At 54.4% G+C, this 19,100-nt stretch carries 14 protein-coding genes; 9 read left to right on the top strand and 5 right to left on the bottom strand.

Features of this window, described 5'->3' with window-relative positions; all coding sequences use genetic code 11:
• Nucleotides 1–106: 106 nt before the first annotated feature.
• The gene (locus B2T33_RS01210) at nucleotides 107–1,687 is read right to left on the bottom strand and encodes a DHA2 family efflux MFS transporter permease subunit (RefSeq protein WP_286790948.1); all 1,581 of its coding nucleotides are present in this window, start codon (nucleotides 1,685–1,687) and stop codon (nucleotides 107–109) included.
• Nucleotides 1,687–2,790, bottom strand: a complete 1,104-nt coding sequence (locus B2T33_RS01205) for an HlyD family secretion protein (protein WP_286790947.1) — start codon at nucleotides 2,788–2,790, stop codon at nucleotides 1,687–1,689. The genes B2T33_RS01210 and B2T33_RS01205 overlap by 1 nt, the downstream gene beginning before the upstream one ends.
• A gap of 93 nt (nucleotides 2,791–2,883) precedes the next feature.
• Here B2T33_RS01205 and B2T33_RS01200 point away from each other — a divergent pair, with 93 nt between their 5' ends.
• On the top strand, nucleotides 2,884–3,525 hold the full coding sequence (locus B2T33_RS01200) for a TetR/AcrR family transcriptional regulator (protein WP_197146922.1): 642 nt from the start codon (nucleotides 2,884–2,886) through the stop codon (nucleotides 3,523–3,525).
• Nucleotides 3,526–3,608: 83 nt separating this feature from the next.
• On the opposite strand, the gene B2T33_RS01195 is transcribed toward B2T33_RS01200, so the two are convergent.
• Nucleotides 3,609–3,782, bottom strand: coding sequence for a hypothetical protein (locus B2T33_RS01195; RefSeq protein WP_167351223.1), 174 nt, complete (start codon nucleotides 3,780–3,782; stop codon nucleotides 3,609–3,611).
• Between the two features lie 419 nt (nucleotides 3,783–4,201).
• Between B2T33_RS01195 and B2T33_RS01190 the strand changes: the two genes are divergently transcribed.
• Complete coding sequence (locus B2T33_RS01190) at nucleotides 4,202–5,416, top strand: NADP-dependent isocitrate dehydrogenase (RefSeq protein WP_063087614.1); 1,215 nt, start codon at nucleotides 4,202–4,204, stop codon at nucleotides 5,414–5,416.
• A gap of 196 nt (nucleotides 5,417–5,612) precedes the next feature.
• Here B2T33_RS01190 and B2T33_RS01185 read toward each other — a convergent pair whose 3' ends face one another.
• On the bottom strand, nucleotides 5,613–6,521 hold the full coding sequence (locus B2T33_RS01185) for a hypothetical protein (protein WP_286790946.1): 909 nt from the start codon (nucleotides 6,519–6,521) through the stop codon (nucleotides 5,613–5,615).
• A 181-nt stretch (nucleotides 6,522–6,702) separates the two neighbouring features.
• On the opposite strand from B2T33_RS01185, the gene B2T33_RS01180 reads away from it, so the two are divergent.
• From B2T33_RS01180 to B2T33_RS01150, 7 genes are all read left to right on the top strand, one after another.
• Nucleotides 6,703–7,245, top strand: a complete 543-nt coding sequence (locus B2T33_RS01180) for a sigma-70 family RNA polymerase sigma factor (RefSeq protein WP_197146920.1) — start codon at nucleotides 6,703–6,705, stop codon at nucleotides 7,243–7,245.
• Nucleotides 7,242–8,027: a zf-HC2 domain-containing protein gene (locus B2T33_RS01175; RefSeq protein WP_197146919.1), complete on the top strand. Its 786-nt coding sequence runs from the start codon at nucleotides 7,242–7,244 to the stop codon at nucleotides 8,025–8,027. Before B2T33_RS01180 ends, B2T33_RS01175 begins: the two co-directional genes overlap by 4 nt.
• A 119-nt stretch (nucleotides 8,028–8,146) precedes the next feature.
• A complete protein-coding gene (locus tag B2T33_RS01170) occupies nucleotides 8,147–9,136 on the top strand; it encodes a hypothetical protein (protein WP_286790945.1) in 990 nt (329 codons plus the stop codon).
• A 265-nt stretch (nucleotides 9,137–9,401) separates the two neighbouring features.
• Nucleotides 9,402–10,382, top strand: a complete 981-nt coding sequence (locus tag B2T33_RS01165) for a helix-turn-helix transcriptional regulator (RefSeq protein ID WP_286790944.1) — start codon at nucleotides 9,402–9,404, stop codon at nucleotides 10,380–10,382.
• 426 nt (nucleotides 10,383–10,808) lie between these two features.
• Nucleotides 10,809–13,361: a tectonin domain-containing protein gene (locus B2T33_RS01160; protein ID WP_197146916.1), complete on the top strand. Its 2,553-nt coding sequence runs from the start codon at nucleotides 10,809–10,811 to the stop codon at nucleotides 13,359–13,361.
• 107 nt (nucleotides 13,362–13,468) lie between these two features.
• Nucleotides 13,469–15,385: a hypothetical protein gene (locus tag B2T33_RS01155; RefSeq protein WP_286790943.1), complete on the top strand. Its 1,917-nt coding sequence runs from the start codon at nucleotides 13,469–13,471 to the stop codon at nucleotides 15,383–15,385.
• Nucleotides 15,386–15,422: 37 nt separating this feature from the next.
• Entirely contained in the window at nucleotides 15,423–18,023 is a 2,601-nt protein-coding gene (locus B2T33_RS01150; protein ID WP_286790942.1) for a tectonin domain-containing protein, read from the top strand.
• Nucleotides 18,024–18,136: 113 nt separating this feature from the next.
• Here the strand turns inward: B2T33_RS01150 and B2T33_RS01145 are convergent, their stop codons facing one another.
• Nucleotides 18,137–19,000: a pirin family protein gene (locus tag B2T33_RS01145; protein ID WP_286790941.1), complete on the bottom strand. Its 864-nt coding sequence runs from the start codon at nucleotides 18,998–19,000 to the stop codon at nucleotides 18,137–18,139.
• Nucleotides 19,001–19,100: the final 100 nt, after the last annotated feature.

Genomic DNA, 19,100 nt, shown 5'->3' with positions numbered 1-19,100 from the left:
GGATGCAGGGGCCGGTAAGGTCGCACGCAAGCATATGCTTGCCGGGGTCGGGGGGAACTGTGTGCGACCTTGTTCTTGTGTCCTTGGCGCGCCTGTTCAATAACCTTTAATGCGCGGTATCCACGCCTGGCTCAGCACGCGGCGGCTTGGCAAGTGGCAGTAAAAGGAAGGCAATCAGGAAGGCTGCCGCCATCGCCAGATAGACATCGTTGAACGATATGATTGAGGCTTCACGGTTGACGATATTGACGATGAATTTCATTGCTGCGGCATGCGGATCGGCAAGGCCCATCTCGCTAAACCGTGCGGTAAGTGTGGCAAGATAATCCTTGAACGCCGTGCTGGCCGGATTGATGTGATCAGACAGGATCGAGAAATGATAATCGATCCGCTTATCAAGCAGCGTATTGATCGCCGCCATGCCAATCGCCCCGCCAAGGTTCCGCATCAGGTTATAAAGCCCGCTGGCATTTTTGATCTTTTCGGGTGGCAAGGTGCCCAGCGCCAGATTGGTCACCGGCAACATGCAAAACATCAGTGCTGCACCACGCACAACCTGCGGCCAAATCAGCTCGTTAAACGAAACTTCGCTGGTGTTAAAACCATGCATGGCAAGACCGGTGGCAAACAACGCAAGCCCGATGCCCAGCACCACGCGCGGCGGATATTTCGCCGTCATCTTCCCGGCAATCGGGGCGGACAGAAACTGAGTAATACCGGTGACGGCCATAACAATCCCGATTTCAAGACTGTCATAACCGCGCACGCGTCCCAGCATCAGCGGCATCAGATAAACACTGCCATAAAGCCCGACACCCAGCGTAAAGCTGAACACGCAGCCCATGGTGAAGTTGCGATCGGCAAAGGATTTCAGATCCACAATCGGCTTGTCATAGGTAAACATCCGCCAGAAGAAATAGATCCCGGCAATGGCGCATGTGATCGTGCCGTAAACGATTGCAGTTTCATCAAACCAGTCATCCTTGGGCCCTTCATCAAGGACATATTCAAGGCTGCCCAAAAACACCGCCATCGACAAAAGCCCGCGCAGATCAAATCCCTTAAGCAGGCCGATATCCCCGCGATCAACACGCAGCGTCATGGCAACAACGGCGGCAATCATCAATCCCGGAATAACGTTGATCAAAAACAACCAGTGCCAGGACAGTGATTGCGTCAAAAACCCGCCAAGGGTCGGACCGATGGTCGGTGCCATGGTCGCAATCAACCCGGTCATCACCGAGGCGGCATTGCGTTTGTCAGGCGGGAAAATGATATAGGTCGTGGCAAACACGGTCGGGATCATCGCCCCGCCCAAAAAGCCCTGCATGGCGCGAAACCAGATCATGCTTTCAATCGACCAGGCAAAGGCGGACGCCACCGACATCACGGTAAAGCCAATTGCAGAAATCACGAACAGCCAACGCGTTGACATCAGGCGCGAAAGGAAGCCCGAAAGCGGGATCATGACCACCTCGGCAATCAGATAACTGGTCTGAACCCAGCCGATCTCATCGGGGCTTGCCGATAATCCCGCCTGAATGTTTTCAAGCGAACTGGCGACAATCTGAATATCAAGGATCGCCAGAAACATGCCGACAACCATCGCCACCCAGCCAACAAACTGGGCGGTTTCCATCGGGCGCGTTTCGGATTGCGGCGCTGTTGTCGGGCTGACGGCTGCCATCAGTTAAGCTCCGAAAGTTCCGCCGTCGGGACGATCCCTTGCGCAAGACCAACACCGGCGATTTCTTCTTCGCCACTGGCATTGCGGGTATCAACATTGACCACCACCGAAAGCCCCGGTCGCAATGCCTTGGCCCATTTGCTGTCATCAAGTTCGATCCGAACCGGTACACGCTGGGTAATTTTGGTGAAGTTTCCGGTGGCATTTTCCGGGGGCAGCAGACTGAATTGCGCACCGGTTGCCGGGGCAAAACTTGCAATATGGCCAACAATCTCGGCATCCGGGAAGGCATCAACTTCAACCGCAACCTTCTGCCCCGGTGCCATGTGGCTGATCTGGGTTTCCTTGAAATTGGCCACGATATAGGTACCCGGCAAAGGCACCAGCACCAAAAGCTGTTCACCCGGCTGGACCAATGCACCGGTCTGAACCGACCGGTTCCCAACCACGCCATCAAACGGCGCAAAAATCCTGGTATCATCAAGCGCCTGTTGCGCCAGATCACGTGCGGCTTCGGCCTGTTTTACAGCCCGCTCCGCCTCGATCTTCTGGGCGCGCAGAACACCAAGACGACCCTTTTCGACGGCTAATGTCGCGTTGGCAGCCGCCACCTCCGCCTGCGCGGTTTGACGATCGGCCTTGGCGTAATCGAATTTCTGGCGGCTGGCCGCACCCTTTTTGACCAGATCGTCATAGCGCTTGAAATCATCGCTGGTGCGTTCCAGTTCGACCCGCGCGATATCAACATTGGCCGCGGCCTGATTGATTGCAGCTTCCTGAAGGGTAATCTGTTGTTCCATGGTGCCGACAGCCGACCGGCGTGCCTCAAGGGCCGCCTCGGCCTTGGCCAGTTCAAGGCGGAAGTCCTCATCCCGGATGGTCAGAAGCAAATCACCTTTGCGCACCGGCTGGTTTTCGGCCACCCGCAAATCCCCGACATAGCCGGACACCTTGGGCGATACCGCGACCTCATCGGCCTGAAGATACGCATTGTCGGTACTTTCATGGTACTGACCTTCGGTCACCCAATAGAACCCGTAATATCCACCGCCACCAATAATCGCCGCTGCGATCAGGGGCAGAATGATCTTTTTCACACTCATTGCCTGATTTTTCCTTTTGGTATTGATCAGTACCATTTGTCTATTTATGGTACTACTCAGTACCAAACGTCAAGTCCGGAATCGGAATCCCCTGTGCAAGACACCAAGAAGATTGATCCCAGAACCGTAAAACGCCGCGAAGCTATCATCGCAACGGCGCGGGAATTGTTTTGCGAACATGGACTTGCAGGCACGACGCTTGAAATGATCACGGCCGAGGCCGGCGGATCACGCCGAACGATCTATGAGCTGTTCGGGAATAAGGATGGCGTGTTCGAAGCCGTCATTCGCGATTGCACCGGGCGAATCACATCCGTCATGAGCGACCTTGAAATGTCGGACTTGCCGCTCCGCGCGGCCCTGATCCATTACGGCGAAACGCTGATGACGCTTCTGACCATGCCCGACACCATCCGGTATATGCGCCTGTTTCTGGCCGAAGTGCCCCGCTTCCCGAAACTGGGAAAGGTCTTTTATGAAAGCGGACTGATGACGGGGCGTCGATACATTGCGTCTTATTTCGAACGTCAGATGGACGAGGGCAACTTTCCCAAAGGCAACCCGTGGCAAGCTGCGGTGTTCTTTTCCAGCCTGATCAAGGCGGACTACGATATCCGGCAAATGTCCTATATCGATTGGGAACCGCAGGAAAAAGATCTGCGCAGCCATGTGATTGCAGCGGTCGATATGTTCCTGCGTGGCCACGGGCTAGATCCGGAAAAAATGACTTCCTGAGTTAGCCGTTGAGGCCCGCAATCCATGCTGCGACTTGGCGAATAACATCCCCTGCCCCGTTTGGCACACCCAGGCAAAGCCTGTTACGCAAACAGCGTCAACAGCCGCCAGGCAATCGGTCCCAGCATGGTCAGAACGCCAACCCACATCATCGCAACACCCCAGTTGCGATCACGATTGGTAAAGCCGAAACCAAGCAGGCAAAAGCCGACAACGCAGATGATCAGGACAATGATGTTTTCACTTGCCAAGTTCATGACAGTTCCCCTTTGATGGCGCCCCGGAAATCGGAGTCTCCCCCATCCACCGGCAATACGGTCACAATATCGGCTAACGGATCAACTGGTCATTGATCAGGATCAGAAAAATCAACTCTGCGAGGCCGATAGACAGTTTTTTCGAACTTGTCGTCAAATTCGCCTAAACGATCAGGATTATTGATCTTTTTGGCAACAAAAATCGCCAATTCACCTGATCGAAATGCCCGGATTTCCGGGTTTTGCAGCCCTCATCACATTGTTGTATTCCAGCCCTCTTTGATTTTCTGGTGGCTTCCTGTATGTTGCGGGCTCCCGACGCGGCCAGGGCGCTCCCTCGCGCGCCGGAAGACAGAGATTTAACCATCTTGAATGGCAGCCGCGCTGCATGTCGGCCGCGGCCAGCAAGGGAGTATTCTATGAGCAAGATTAAAGTTAAGAATCCAGTCGTCGAGCTTGATGGCGATGAGATGACCCGGATCATCTGGGACTTCATCAAAAACAAACTGATCCTGCCGTATCTCGACATTGACCTGAAATACTACGATCTTTCGGTTCAGAAACGTGACGAGACCGACGACCAGATCACCATTGATGCAGCAAATGCCATCAAGGAACACCGCGTTGGTGTTAAATGCGCGACCATCACCCCCGATGAGCAGCGCGTTGAAGAATTCGGCCTGAAAAAGATGTGGAAGTCGCCGAACGGCACCATCCGTAACATCATTGGCGGTACCGTTTTCCGTCAGCCGATCATCTGCTCGAACGTTCCGCGTCTGGTTCCGGGTTGGACCCAGCCGATCGTTATCGGCCGTCACGCATTTGGTGACCAGTACCGTGCGACCGACTTCAAGGTTCCGGGCGCAGGTAAACTGACCATCAAATTCCAGCCGGCAGACGGCGGCGAGCCCATTGAACACGAAGTCTTCGACTTCCCGTCTTCGGGCGTTGCCATGTCGATGTACAACCTTGATGACAGCATCAAGGGCTTTGCACGTGCTTGCATGAACTATGGTCTGTCGCTCGGTTGGCCGGTTTACCTGTCGACCAAGAACACCATCATGAAAGCCTATGACGGCCGCTTCAAGGACCTGTTCGAAGAAGTCTTCCAGGAAGAATTCAAAGACAAGTTCGAAGCAGCTGGCATCACCTACGAACACCGCCTGATCGACGACATGGTTGCATGTGCGATGAAATGGAACGGTGGTTTCGTTTGGGCTTGTAAGAACTATGACGGCGACGTTCAGTCCGACACCGTTGCACAGGGCTTTGGCTCGCTCGGTCTGATGACCTCTGTTCTGATGACCCCGGATGGGCAGACCGTCGAAGCAGAAGCCGCCCACGGCACCGTGACCCGTCACTATCGTCAGCACCAGCAGGGCAAAGAAACCTCGACCAACCCGATTGCGTCGATCTTTGCTTGGTCCCAGGGTCTTAAGTACCGTGGTGAATTCGACGATACCCCGGAAGTCGTCAAGTTTGCTGAAACCCTTGAGAAAGTCTGCGTCGACACTGTCGAAGCCGGCTTCATGACCAAGGATCTGGCACTGCTGATCGGCCCGAACCAGAAATGGCTGACCACCAACCAGTTCCTCGACAAACTGGACGAAGGTCTGAAAGCTGCAATGGCCTGATCCATCTGATCAAGCGGCAGTTTGCCAATCAGGAAAACCCCTGTCGGAAAATCGGCAGGGGTTTTCTTTTATCAATACTGAAATTCGAACAAAAAGAACCCCGCCGGCGGGGAGCCAGGCGGGGCTGCAAGTTGCTACGGCCCAGGCTCAGGCCGCGGCGGTCAAAGCAGGATCAGCTGCTTTGAACTGGGATGTCTTAAGCAGCAGTGTCACCAGTATCGGCGGTGTCACCACTATCTGCTCCGTCACCGGTGTCACCACCCGTGTCACCTGTATCTCCGGCGTCACCTGTCTCACCTGTGGTGTCACCCGTATCTCCAGTATCTCCAGTGTCACCGGTGTCACCTGTGTCGCCTGTATCACCCGTATCCCCGGTATCACCGGTATCCGGCTCGCCATCATCTGGCGTATCACTGTCATCACCTGCGCCAGGCCCGGTCAGCTCTTTCCAGCCCTTGGTAATAATGTCGCGTTCGACATCCGGATCGACATCCGGACCGGTCGGCGCGCCAAACACCCGCTGGATCCCCGGCGGCAAAGCCCCAGCAAGCCCCGGTGCATTTGCAATACCCGGCGGCATGCCTTTTTCACCAGTGACACCTTCTCTTGCAGAGGATGCACCACGTCCAACGCCCCCGGCCTGCATACCCAGACCCTTGGCATTGGAACGCGCAGCTGCACCTTTGCCTTGTGCTTCGGCACCATTACCTTTGCCGCCGCCATTGCCACCACCGGCGTTACCACTGTTCCCCGGGCCGTCCGGGCCGCTGCGGCCATTTCCGCCGCCATTGCCGCCACCGTTACCGCCGCCAGGGCCATCATTTCCGTTACCGCCACCGGGGCCGCCATTGCCACCACCGTTGCCGCCGCCGTTACCACCGCCGTTACCACCACCGTTGCCGCCGCCATTACCGCCGCCGTTGCCATTACCGCCGCCGTTGCCGCCGCCATTACCTTGACCTTGCGCAAAGGCACTTTTGCCTGCGACGTCAAACTGTGAAAGGTCAAGCGAGAGGGGGGTCACCACCAACGCAAAGGCGCCAAACCCGAGAATGCCCGCTGTCGTAATCCTGCTGCGCAGACTTTTCTTCTTATTGGTCAACATTGTCAGCTCCACTTCCTTGCAGTGAATTTCGCGTTCATTTGGGAGGACAACGCACGGGGTTCGAATTTTCTTCCCGGCTGTCGAAATTATTTTTCACAATATTTTTTTCGCGGCCGAGGGAAGAAACACGAAGGCCCCGTCGTTATATGTTCAACAAGACTGAAAAATTGCGCCTGCGATCATGAATGGGACGTCTAGTTTGGACACTGCTTTAAGACAAGAGCTTGCAGATCTTCTGCCGCGCGCATTGCGGTTTGCGCGATCGCTGACGCGCGATGCTGTCGCGGCAGAGGATTTGGTGCAAACGGCATATGCAAAGGCGGTTGAACGGATCGAACAGTTCGAGCAAGGCACACGGCTTGATAGCTGGCTTTACCGCATCATCCAGACAAGCTGGATTGACGAAAAGCGCCGCGATCAACGCCAGGGAAATGTGGTTTCGTTTGAAGATGCACGTGACAGTGCCGTTCCAGGCATAAATCACGGTGGCACCGACAGAATGTTTTTGCAGGCAGCACTTGCGTCCCTTGCCGAGGAACAGCGCGCCGCCCTGACACTGGTCCTGATCGAAGGATACAGCTATCGCGAAGCCGGCGACATTCTGGGCGTTCCTGACGGCACGGTCATGAGCCGCGTCGCCAGAGCCAGAAGAACACTTGCAACCCTGCATGATGATGACGGCGAGACAAGAGACCAAGACAGCATTTACAGAGGTTCGTCATGAGCAAACAACTTGAAGACCGCGACTACGTTTTGCTGTCCGCCTATATTGATGGCGAACTGGCCCCGACAGAATGTCGCGAGCTGGAAGACAGAATTGCCAAATGCCCGGCCATGACCCGCCAGTTCAATATCATGGCGGGACAAACGGTCGTTCTGCGCAATCAGTCTGAACGCCTTCTGGCAGATCGGGTTTATCCCCAGCTGTCTCAGGACATCGAAGATATCCTTGATCAGAAAAAGACACCGGCAAAACACTTCGTTAGCAAAAGCGACGTCGATGCGCGCCCGCGCACCGTTGCAAACAACAATACGCCGATCTGGACCGGTATTGGTGCGGCGGCCGCGGTCCTGCTGGCGTTTGTTGGCGGCAACTGGTTTAACGAAAACACCCGTGATGCGGCTGTTGGCACCCTGGTATCTAACGATGCACAAATGTTTTCCTATTCGCCCGTCAACAACCCTTTGCTTGATGAACAAATCAGCAAGACGCTGGAAGAAACGCTGAGCGGCGATATTCGCCAGGTCTCGCTGGGGGCAACGGAAAACAGTGGCGGCACCATCAAGATCGAACCGCTCAGAACCTTCCGTCAGGGGACGCGTTTCTGCCGGGAATATCACGTCACGTTCCCGACAGACCGCGTTGAAAGTGGCCCCGACGGGTTCTTTGGTCGGGCTTGCCGCACAGAGGATGGCCAGTGGGAAACAGTTTACCGACTGATCCCGGGCGTCGACCTGCCAGACCTTGGCAGCTCTGACGACACACTGCCCAAACAAAAGCTTTGAGTAAATCGACAGCGATGAGGGGCTCCTCGTCGCTGTCGGTGTTTTTTCAACCGTAACAACCAAGCAATAAGAACCAGGACGTTAACGACCTGACAAAATGAATAAGCAGGATCAGAACAATGAATTTGCCGAACTACCAGCGCCCGTTTTTGGCGCTTTCTTGCGTTTTAAGCCTTTCATTGCTCGGAGCGTGCCAAACGCTTGAAAGTTTCGAAGATTCATTAAACAGCCTCAATGACGGTCTGGGCGAATATGCCGAAAAGACCGAGAATACCGGCCCGGCCCTTCCGCCCGCATCCTTGCCTGAATTTGGCATTGGCGATGCCTTTGTCTATGACGGTGGACGCGCCATTTATGTCGCCGATATCAAGGGGGATCGGATCGTCTGGAATGGTGGCGGTGACTATCTTTTCGAAATGACCCGCGATTTCACCGGCCCGATCCTTGACTGGTCCTACACCGATGAAGAGGATCAGAAACGATCCGGTTCTACGACGCTCAAGGCTGGCTCGGAAGATATCTGGCCGTTGGAATATGGCGACCACGTTCGTATTTCAACCCGGTCATCCAATACCGATCCCGTCACCGGGAAAGTAAACGAATATGACCAGTGGCTGACCTGCACGGTACCCGCAACTGAAACGGTCGAGGTGCCCGCAGGTACGTTTGACACCTATGTTATCGAGTGTTCACGCTATTACAAACAGTGGTGGATGCAGACGACCAAATGGTGGTACGCGCCGGAGATCGGCTTTTATGTCAAACGTGACCGTTCATGGAATTCCGGCGAAGATCACAGCGAAGAACTGGTGACATATGGCCCTGCCCCGGCAAAAATTGCAAAATCCGCACAGGACCTTTTGGCAAAAACAGTTCAGCAGTCGCTTGAAACCAATAATTCCGGCGATGCGAAGACAGCATCCATCGGTGCGCTTGATATCGCGGTGACCCCGCTCAAAACCGTGCAGACGGACAAAGGCATCTGGTGCAGGACCTATCGCCAGGAACTCACCGCACGCAACCGCACCAGCAGCCAAATCAAATCAGCCTGTCGCACGAATGATGGCTGGGTACTTGAAGATGATGTACCGGATCTGGCCACGCAATGACCTGAACAGGCTGGCTGGATAAAAGTCAAAACTGCGAACCCGGAATTCCCCCGCCCATATTTTGGCGGGGGATTTTTTTACTTGCTGATTTTTTTCCCGAACGATCGCCAAGGCCCACTGCCCCCGATATCTCAATCAGCAATAGATTATCCTACGACGAGCGCGTATCATCTGTTTGTCTTCATTTGCCGGGAACAGACGCCCACAGGGCTCCATGATCCGCCGAATGGACAATTTTCCGGGTATGCACGTCGGGGGGACGGCAATGACCTATCTGCAAAATCACACGATACTATCTTCGGGCGACCTTGATGAGGTCCGGGAGTCGATCAAAAACCTTGCGTCACGACACGATCTGGATGTCAAAGGGCACAACGCAGAGTTTAACGCCCGCGTCGCCGCCGTGGAGTGTGATGACATCAGTCTGATGCATGTCGCATTCGGAAATTCAAGACTGACGGTCGAATCCTCCGAAGAGGATGACGATGGCCTGCTGTTATATATTGTCACGTCTGGTGCGGGTGTTGCGCAGCATTGCGGGCAAGAACTGGAATTCTTCCCCAATGCCGGGTTCATGCGCGATTTGGCCGCACCGGTCAGCGCCACAGAAGATAACTTTAGCGCCTTTGTCCTTCGTTTATCGAAAGACAAACTCAAAAACTACACACGTTCGGTGGTTGGCGAAGATGTTGAATTAAATGGATTGCGGTTCGACCCTGTGATTGATCCCACCACACCAGGCTGGAACGTTTTCTGCAATACAGTCCACTATGTCGCCGAGGAGCTCGACGGGCCTTTGCGTGAATTGCATAACCCGATCGTCACGACCCAGATGAAAGACATCCTGGTCGCACAATGTCTGAGCCTGTTGCCCAACAGTTATCAGGACATTGTGAATGGCCGCACCGTCACCGAAGTTGTGCCCTATTACATTAAACGTGCACGTGATTACATTCACGCCCATGCCTACAAGAAACTGGGACTTGCCGATATTTCGGCTGCGGCCGGATGCGGCTATCGCGGGCTGCAAAAAGGTTTCATGGACGCCTTTGGCATCACGCCGATGGCTTATTTACGTGTTGTGCGTTTGAAACGCGTCCGGGCCATTTTGATGGCGGAACCATACGGAAAAACGGTCTCTGAAATCGCAAGGCAATGGGGCTTCACCCATATGGGCCGATTTGCGCAGGACTATCATCGGGAATTCGGCGAACTTCCATCTGAGACAATCCGCAAACACGGCTGATATTCGCCTCCGGTATCCGAAAAGCGCCCTCAGTATCCAGTAAGCGCAGCAAACGTACCACACCATCCAATTACATGTATCCTTATCGTCGTCGCTGCTCAATTCTCCGTGCGGGGAATGGGCCGTCATGCCTTTGTTTTCAGACATGATGGAGAGTGGGGGAACACTCTGATAACAGGACAGTCCTGAAATTGGTCAGGACTGTCCACCCAACGACAATCAAAGCGTTGGCCTTGCTCTAAAGAGACTTGGTGTGTCGCTGATTGATCGGCTGCAAGGCAAGCGGTTACGATTTTTATACTTCTTCTCATCCCCAACGCAGTCCACGCGGCACACCTCGTGGGATGTGCGCAGTGAACCTGCCTGCTGAATGGCAGGTGGGCGGAAAATTTACATAACAAGCGTTGTTTGGTTGAGGAAAGATCGATGGGAAGCCGTATTAAGTCTGGCTACATACTCTGGCGGGCGTTGATCGTCCTGATTGCAGGGTTCATCAGTATTCTGGCAAGCACTTCAGAGGTAAAGGCGCAGCAGACGCAAGCTGCCTTCACAGAAGGTGGCCATGCCATTTGTGGCGCAATGGATTTGCGCACAAACACCCTTTTGGGGGCTTGCGGCTTTGCATCGGCAACCAAAACAGGCAAGGCGGTTGGTGAATGCCCACGGGGGTCCTTCTTCGACATCGGCACCTGGTCCTGTTTCTCATGTCCAAGCGGTTACAACCGAACCGGTTTTGCGGTGGACACGCAAAAGGCATGTTCAAAGCAGATTTCAGCAGAATATAAACGCGCAACCCGCGTCGGCGCACACAAATCCTGCCCTTCTGGCTCGTTCAAAGATCTTCGTAATGGCGGTGAATGTTGGTCATGCCCAGCCGGATTTGACCGCACCTTGTCAGCCGTGAATGAATGGGATGCTTGCGGTAAAATCTTTGAATCGGCACGTCGGGCAGAATTCATTGATCGGGTTTGCCCAGAAGGTTCGTTCCCGGATCTGAATGGCAGTTGTTATACCTGTCCTGACGGATATCGCCGTACGGCGGCTGCGGTCAGCGCGCACAATGCCTGTTTCCGCAATGAAAGCCTGGTGGCTGCAGAAAAAATAACTGCGCTGACCTGTAAAGCTGGCGAATATTTCGACTTCATCGACGGCGGGACATGCTGGTCATGCCCGGTGAATTCGGTCCGGTCGGTTTATGGCGTTAAGACCAGTCAGGCTTGTGAATACCTTACCATGCGTTGGGAACCCGCAAGACGTACACCCAATGGGTTGTTCGGTCTGCCTGGCGCCCATGAGATCGTTGCCGAGGTAATTAAGGACCGTACGCTTATCGATGAAAGCATCAGCAATTACATCGCAGCTGCCGGACTCAATAAAGCCAAAGCAGACGAGCTAAAAACCGAAGCTTGGAACCTGATCCTGACGGAACCCGAGGAATCGGCGATCCTGAAGGCGGCCGTTTATATGCATGTTTTCAACGTGATCAAAAGAGGGGCAAAGACCAAAGCTGAACGCGATTTATTGAATTATTTGGCTGTATACGTTCAGCAGTCCCGGCTTTTGGTCGCGAAAGAAATGCAAGGCGTCTGGCAAAGCTGGGAACGCGGCTTGAAGGTAGCGCGTCCGGGCAGGTCAACCGGCTTGAATCCCAATGATATTGGTGTTCGTCCGCCACAAATGGAAGACCAGGTAGGCGATATCATGTTGCTTGCGCCGGGCGCTGCGGTTGTCGTCGCATATGTAGGGCTTGGGAGCGCAACGCTTGTATCAACGTCCGTCGCCAAAGCGGTGGGAACGGTTGGCCAAGCAATTTTTCCCCACTTGGTGCAGGGGATGAAAGAAACAATGAGAATAACGGTAACGACGACTAGTATTGGCACCACCTCTATGGCCTTTATGGCGCCGACAATGATTATTTTGTCCGCAAGCTCGATTGTAGCCAGCATCGGAACCGATATCGCTCTGGATCAGATCAAACAAGAGTCCATCATCACTGACGCCCTCGCGAACTCAAAAAAGCCCGTAAACTTATCCCGCCTTCTACTGACTGATAACGGGCGGACCGAGGTGTTGATGAACTGGGGGCTCATGACCCAGGAGACCATCAAGCCGAACACACAGACCTGGGCACAATTGATGCCGGCTGAGAAGGCAACGGGTGCCGGCGATCACAGCGTGACGTTGGACAACGGCAATGTTGTTGTCGGCAACTTCGAAATCGATACTGTCATTGATGGCGGCCAAAATAACACTAGAAATGACACGATCACGTTAAGCCAGATTGAATCGACCGGTACAGTCGGCGCTGCTGGTCGTGCAACGAATTGGGACTTGATCCCGGGAGACGCCACCGATGTTGCGATCGGCACGGATGGAACCACCTATGTCATCGGTGTAAGCAAAGCTGGCGGTGGCTATGAAATCTTCAAGCGCGCCAAGACAGCAAAAAGATGGATCAAAATGGCCGGTGCGGCAGTCCGTATCGCTGTTTCAGATAAAGACGCATGGGTCGTCAATGATGCGGGCCTGATATTTGCCCAATCAGGAACAAAATGGCGGCAAATCCCCGGCCCGGCGGCACAAGATATTGGCGCCAGTGCCAACGGGGTTTGGATTACCGCCGTTGACAACACCATCCATGTCCGGAATGGGAACCGCTGGCAAAAACTTCCGGGAACGGCAAAACGTATCGACATTGATCAGAATGGTCGACCGTGGGTCGTAAACAAAAATGGCGATATCTTTGTCCATGACAACAACAAGAAGTGGCAAAAGCTTCCGGGCGCGGCCGTTGATATCGCGGTCGATATCCCGGGTGCGGCGTTGATCATTGGCACGGACGGCAAAACCTACCTGTTTAATGGCGCCAAGCAAGACTGGGATCCGATTGCAGACGAGCCGGACTCTAGTGCGATTGGTGCTGGCGATGGTCAGGTATGGCGGCTGACCAAAAACAATAAAATCTATCAAATGCAGTAGCCCGTCACGGGTTGGGGCTCATCGGGGCCCCAACCCGCCCGCACGCCGAATTTATGCACCTAGCGTGCACAAGGAACATCAGGAATAGGTATTTGATGCGGTTGTTTATGACGTCTCTTCGCAGCACGGTTGCGGTTTATGCCTTGGTAACTTTGGCAGGGTGCCAAACACTGTCTTTGAACAACACACCAACCAAAACGGACAATCAGTTTGTTGTTAATTCCGGGGTCGAGGCGGATGCTGTTTCGGAACTGGTGAACGCAAGTAATCTGGCCCTCGAAGCCCAGGAAATGGATGAAGCATCACGCTTGATCAATCTGGCCTTGAAGCTTGATGTTACCAATCCGGATTTGCAGTTTCTCAATGGCTTGACCTACCACCTGATGGGGGTGCAGGGCGACGCCAGCAAGTTTGATCTGGCAGAGCAAGGCTACAAACAGGCGCTTAAATTCGATCCGGGCAACCTGTCGGCCAGTTACCAGTTGGGCCTTTTGTATATGGACCAACGGCGCTATGGCCTTGCGCAGGCCTATTTTGCCGCGGTCGCCCTTCATCGCGGCGACGACCCGGCGGTACTGTATAGTCTGGCTTCGGCGTCATACTACGCGCGTGATCCCCTAACGGCGGAAGCCGCGTTAAAACGTTTGATGGATGTGGCACCCGAGGCCAAACAACAGCCCGAAGTGCTCAAAGCTGCGGCATTGTCTTTGGCAGCAATGGATGACCGTACAGGCGCGTCGGCATTTTTGGCAGCCTATCGCAAGGCGGTTCTGGGACCGGAAAACATCGAATATCTCGAACGCCGTGTCCAAGGGTGGCAGTCGTTTTATGACAGCGACGCCAAGGTCATGCTGGCGCAATATGGAAATGATCCCTATGGCAGCAGTGATCCTTATGGCTCGGCAAATCCATACGGCGCCCAAGATCCTTACGGTTCCAGCAATCCTTACGGCGCAGCCGCAGCCCCGGATCCCTATGCCGCTCAGCAGCAGGATCCATATGGTGCGGCAAACCCTGCACAACAGGGCTTTGCAGATACCGGCATGGTGGTCGTGGATGTGGTCCTGATCGGCACACAGGAAGATGTCCGTAATTCGCGCGGCATCAACCTGTTGAACGGATTGCAGTTGCAGTTTGGGGATCCGCTCAGCGGAACGTCCGGATTTGGCTATGAGTCCACACGGACCAAGGATTATCTGAACACCGGGCTTGAACAAAGTACGCAAACAATTACCCGCGCAATCAGTATTCCTGCGGTGACGTACTCGCTCAATATTGCCAACTCCGCCGATGCCGACAATCAGGTCCTGGCCAAACCGAGCTTGGTGGCCCAGACCGGGCAGACGTCGGAATTCTTTTCGGGTACTGAAATTTTGGCTGCTGCCGTTTCCGGCGGCAATGGCGACAGCGTTTCGGTACAAAAAGAGGTTGGCGTCAAACTGGCTGTCACGCCGGAAATACTGCCAGACGACATGATCCGCTTGCACGTGGTTGCAGAACGTACCTTCCTGACCGACCCGTCCAATTCGGTTGTGTTTGAATTTCGTCTCGATACCACCAAAACCAATGTCAATTCGACGGTCACCATGAAGTTTGGCGAGACGCTTGTTTTGGGTGGCCTCAGCGAACGCGAAACATCCAAATCAGCCGATGGCGTACCGGGTTTGATGGATATACCGATTGTCAATTTGTTGTTCTCACAGCGCATTGAACGCCAGTTCGAACGATCTGTATTGATCCTGATGACCCCACGCCGTCCGCTTTATGCCCGTCGGGCTCAGGAAGACCGTGACGTCATGATCGAAGAAATGTCGGATCTTGAACGAGACATTGAACGCTTGGAAAACCGTCACAAGGATTGGTTTACGCCGCGCGCAACCTTCAGCGAAGTCATTGAAAAGCTTCAGGGGCGCGAATTCTTCGAAGAGTTCAGGAATGGAGATGTGAAAATTCAGTCTTGGCAGAACGACGAAAATGGCCAGCAACATATCGCGATGGTGCGTGACCGGTTGCTTGGTCTATAGCTTTTTGTATTCGGAGACTGCGATGCGAAGTCGTCCAATGACACCGCTCATCATGCGGTTCTGTCTGGTTTTGTACTGTGTTGCCTTTACGACAGTTCATCCGATCACCCGCGCACATGCGCAAGACAGCGCCCCATCATCAAACTGGACCCGTTTGCCCGGCACGGCTGTTGACATCTCGATCAACAGTGACGGGCAGGCCTATGCCGTTGCCCCGGATGGCACACCGTGGCGCTGGGACGCGATAGAACAGCGTTGGCGCAAAATGTCGGGCAATTTTGTTCGCATTTCCGCAGCCGAGGGAAATCGCCCCTGGGCAATCAGCGCCGACGGCGTGGTCTATCGCTATAACGGGCTCTGGTGGGAAAACAAGGACACCGACGTTGCCGATGTTGCGGCCGATACGCAGGGCAATGTCTTCATTGCCAAAGTCAGTGGCGAAATCAAAAAATGGTACCCCTTGCGCAGTGAATGGCGGCCAATCGACGGCAGTGCGTATCGCATAGCACTCGACAGGACGGGAAATCCATGGGCGGTGGCGCGTGATGGTGGCATTCGGTCCTATGACGGTAAGACCTGGACCACCATGCCCGGTCGTGCCCTCGACATTGCCATTGCCGGTAACGGTACGGTTGTAATTGTCGATGCCGAAGGTCAAATCAGGACCTGGAATGAAACAGGGCGCAGTTGGCGTATTGTCGCCGGTGTCACTGGTGCGACAGCCACCGCCGCCACACCCGATGGTGGACCGTGGGCGGTTGTCGCCGGTGGTGGCATCATGGCAACGACATTGCTAGTTGCACCAGAAAAAATCAAAACCGAAGAAGGCCGTGCACCGGAAATTCGCGCGCCCGATGCCGTCGCCCCTGTTGATAGTGCGCCTGCGGCAATTGCCCCGGATGTCACAGCCCCGCCTCTGCCCCCAGCAGCAGCTGTTGCACCTCCCGCAGCACAAGCAGCACCATCAACGGCACCAGTCGCGGTAGCAACTGGCGCCTCCGCGTCACCCGTGACACCAAGTACAGATGCAAGTACGCAAGGCACCAGCCGAACCGTGGCCCCGTCAACCGGAGACGATCCCGGTCTTGATCCGACGACCGTAACGACGACCGAGGACATTACCTTTACCAACACCCGCGAAAGTGCCACGGCTCTGGCAATCGGTCGGGATGGAAGTGTGTTTGCTTTGAACGCGGCCGGAAGTGTTTTCCGCTGGTCCAACAGCCGCAAAAGCTTTGAAGATTTTCCGGGAACACTGGTGCGTTTGGCCGTTGATGCAAATGGCGACCCTTGGGGCATTTCCACCTTGGGCCGGGTATTCCGTCATACCGGAAAACTGTGGAAGCAAATACCGGGTGCAACCGGCTCAGACATTGCGATTGGCGGGGATGGATCGGTTGTCATTGCCGATGCCAGCGGAAGCCTATCCAAGATTAATGAGGCCATGACACGGTTTGATCGCATTCCCGGTCAGGGCATCTTGGTTGCAGTCGCCCCGGACGGAACCCCATGGACAATTCGGTCTGACAACCTGGTGCAGCGGTGCGAACAATCACCGTGCGAGGTTTTATCGCAAAAGGCCAAAAGCATCTCGATCGGTCCGGATGGCAGCGTTTATGTCGTTTCCGCCAATCAATTCCTGATGCGTTTGGGTGCGGATGGCAAAACCTTTGAAGTCGTTCAAACGCCGGGTCATAGCCCGGAAAGCGTCGCGGTCGGCCCCAATGGCTTTCCCTGGGTTGTTACAACTGACACTGTTGTGCTTGCATCAAAGTTCTTTGAGCGTGACGAACAGAATGACCGTCTTGTTGCGGCCTCAACCGTCGGAGATACCACCGGCAGTGGTGATACCGCGGCTGTTGTGGATGTTGCATCCCCAAGCGCCTTTAAGTTTTCAAAGAACATAACTTTTGAAACATTCACCGCGGACCTCAACACGATTGATGAAATCGCCGTCGGACAAGATGATGGTTTCTACCTGTATGGCGCACCCTTAAATCAGGGAGCAAACCAGTTCCAGAAGTTCAACACCAAGACCAAGAAGCTCGAACAAATCTCTCTGTCCTTTAACCAGAATGTCGAGAAGTTTGATGTTGCGACTGATGGCAGCATCTGGACAAACGGAAACAGTTCGAACTCGATCTATAAGCTGTCATCAACGGGCACGATCCAGCGGACCTATTCGGTAACGTCGGGCAACATTCAAAATATATCGATTGGTCCGGATGGCAAGGTTTATGCCGTCATCAGCGGCAAGCTTTATCACCTTAAACCCGGAACCAATGCCTTTGCCAAGTTCAGCAATGATGACGTGCGCAAGGTGGCTATTGGCCGTGCAGGTGATTTGTGGATCGCGGACAACAATAACATTGTTCAGCAATACACCGGCACAAGGTTTGAAAACCGTCCGTTGGGTCAAAGTGTAACCGTCGAAGACATAGGTGCCGGGACGGATGGCAGTGTCTATGTCACCGTATTCGAAAACAGTGCATACGCTTTGAAAAAATGGAATGCGACAAACGGTTCGTTTGACAAGGTTAACAACGTAACTGCCAACTTGGTCGATGTGTTGTCAGATGGCCGTCCCTGGATCACGAATACCAGTTCCGGTACCGACGTTAAACGCGCCAAGGACTAGGTTTCATTCGCTTCACATTCATCACGAAATGAAATGAAAAACGCCCTGACCATTCATGTGGCTCAGGGCGTTTTGACAGATCGTCCAGATCATATTGTGTCAGGTCTCTGGCGTCAGGACGCAGCCTTGCGGACAAAATTGCCACGCTGGTAATCGTCAAACGCCTGCATCAGTTCCTGTTTGCTGCTCATGACAAACGGGCCATAGCGCACCACCTGTTCGTGGATCGGACGTGCGGCAATCACCAGCATCCGGCCACCCTCGGCACCGCCTATAAGGGTCACACCATCACCGTCTTTCAAGATCGCCAGATGATGGGTCGGGACATCTTTGCCGCCAACAACCGCATCGCCGATAAAGACATACACCACCGCTGTGTGCCCTTCGGGCAGCGGGACGGTGATTTCCGCACCGGCATCAAGTTTGGCATCAACAAAGACCGGGTCGGTCGAAATCCCGTTGATCGGGCCGGTTGCGCCATGCATCGATCCGGCCAGGAGGCGCAACTGCGCCCCATCCACCGGGGAAATTTCCGGCAGTTCATCGGGCTCCATATTCTGGTAGCGCGGATCGATCATCTTGTCCTTGGCCGGCAGGTTGATCCAAAGCTGGAAACCCTGCAAAAGACCGTTTTCCTGCTCTGGCGTTTCGGAATGCACAATCCCGCTACCAGCGGTCATCCACTGTCCACCGCCCGAACGTAAAATGCCCTCGTTGCCCATGCTGTCCTGATGGCGCATCGCCCCTTCGACCATATAGGTCACGGTTTCAAAGCCGCGATGGGGATGTTCCGGGAAGCCTGCGATATATTCGTCCGGGTTATCGGTCGAAAGTGAATCAAGCATCAGGAACGGGTCAAGCATATCAAGCTGCGGCGTCCCAATGGACCGTCGCAGCGACACGCCCGCACCATCGGATGTATCCATCGCGCGCAAGACACGTTCAACACCGCGTGCATTTTTCACAGACTCAGACATTTCAAAACTCCTCTGCCTGTCGGCATTCTTGCCAGACAACATTTCATACCCCGCATGGTCGCACAAAACTGTCGCCAAACAAGGCCCAATCAGGCACCTG

Origin of the sequence: Thalassospira sp. UBA4513, from assembly GCF_002388495.1 — a bacterium.
GTDB classification, from domain to species: Bacteria; Pseudomonadota; Alphaproteobacteria; order Rhodospirillales; family Thalassospiraceae; genus Thalassospira; species Thalassospira tepidiphila.
The sequence above is the reverse complement of the archived record's forward strand: the minus strand, read 5'-3'. Positions and strand labels throughout refer to the sequence as shown.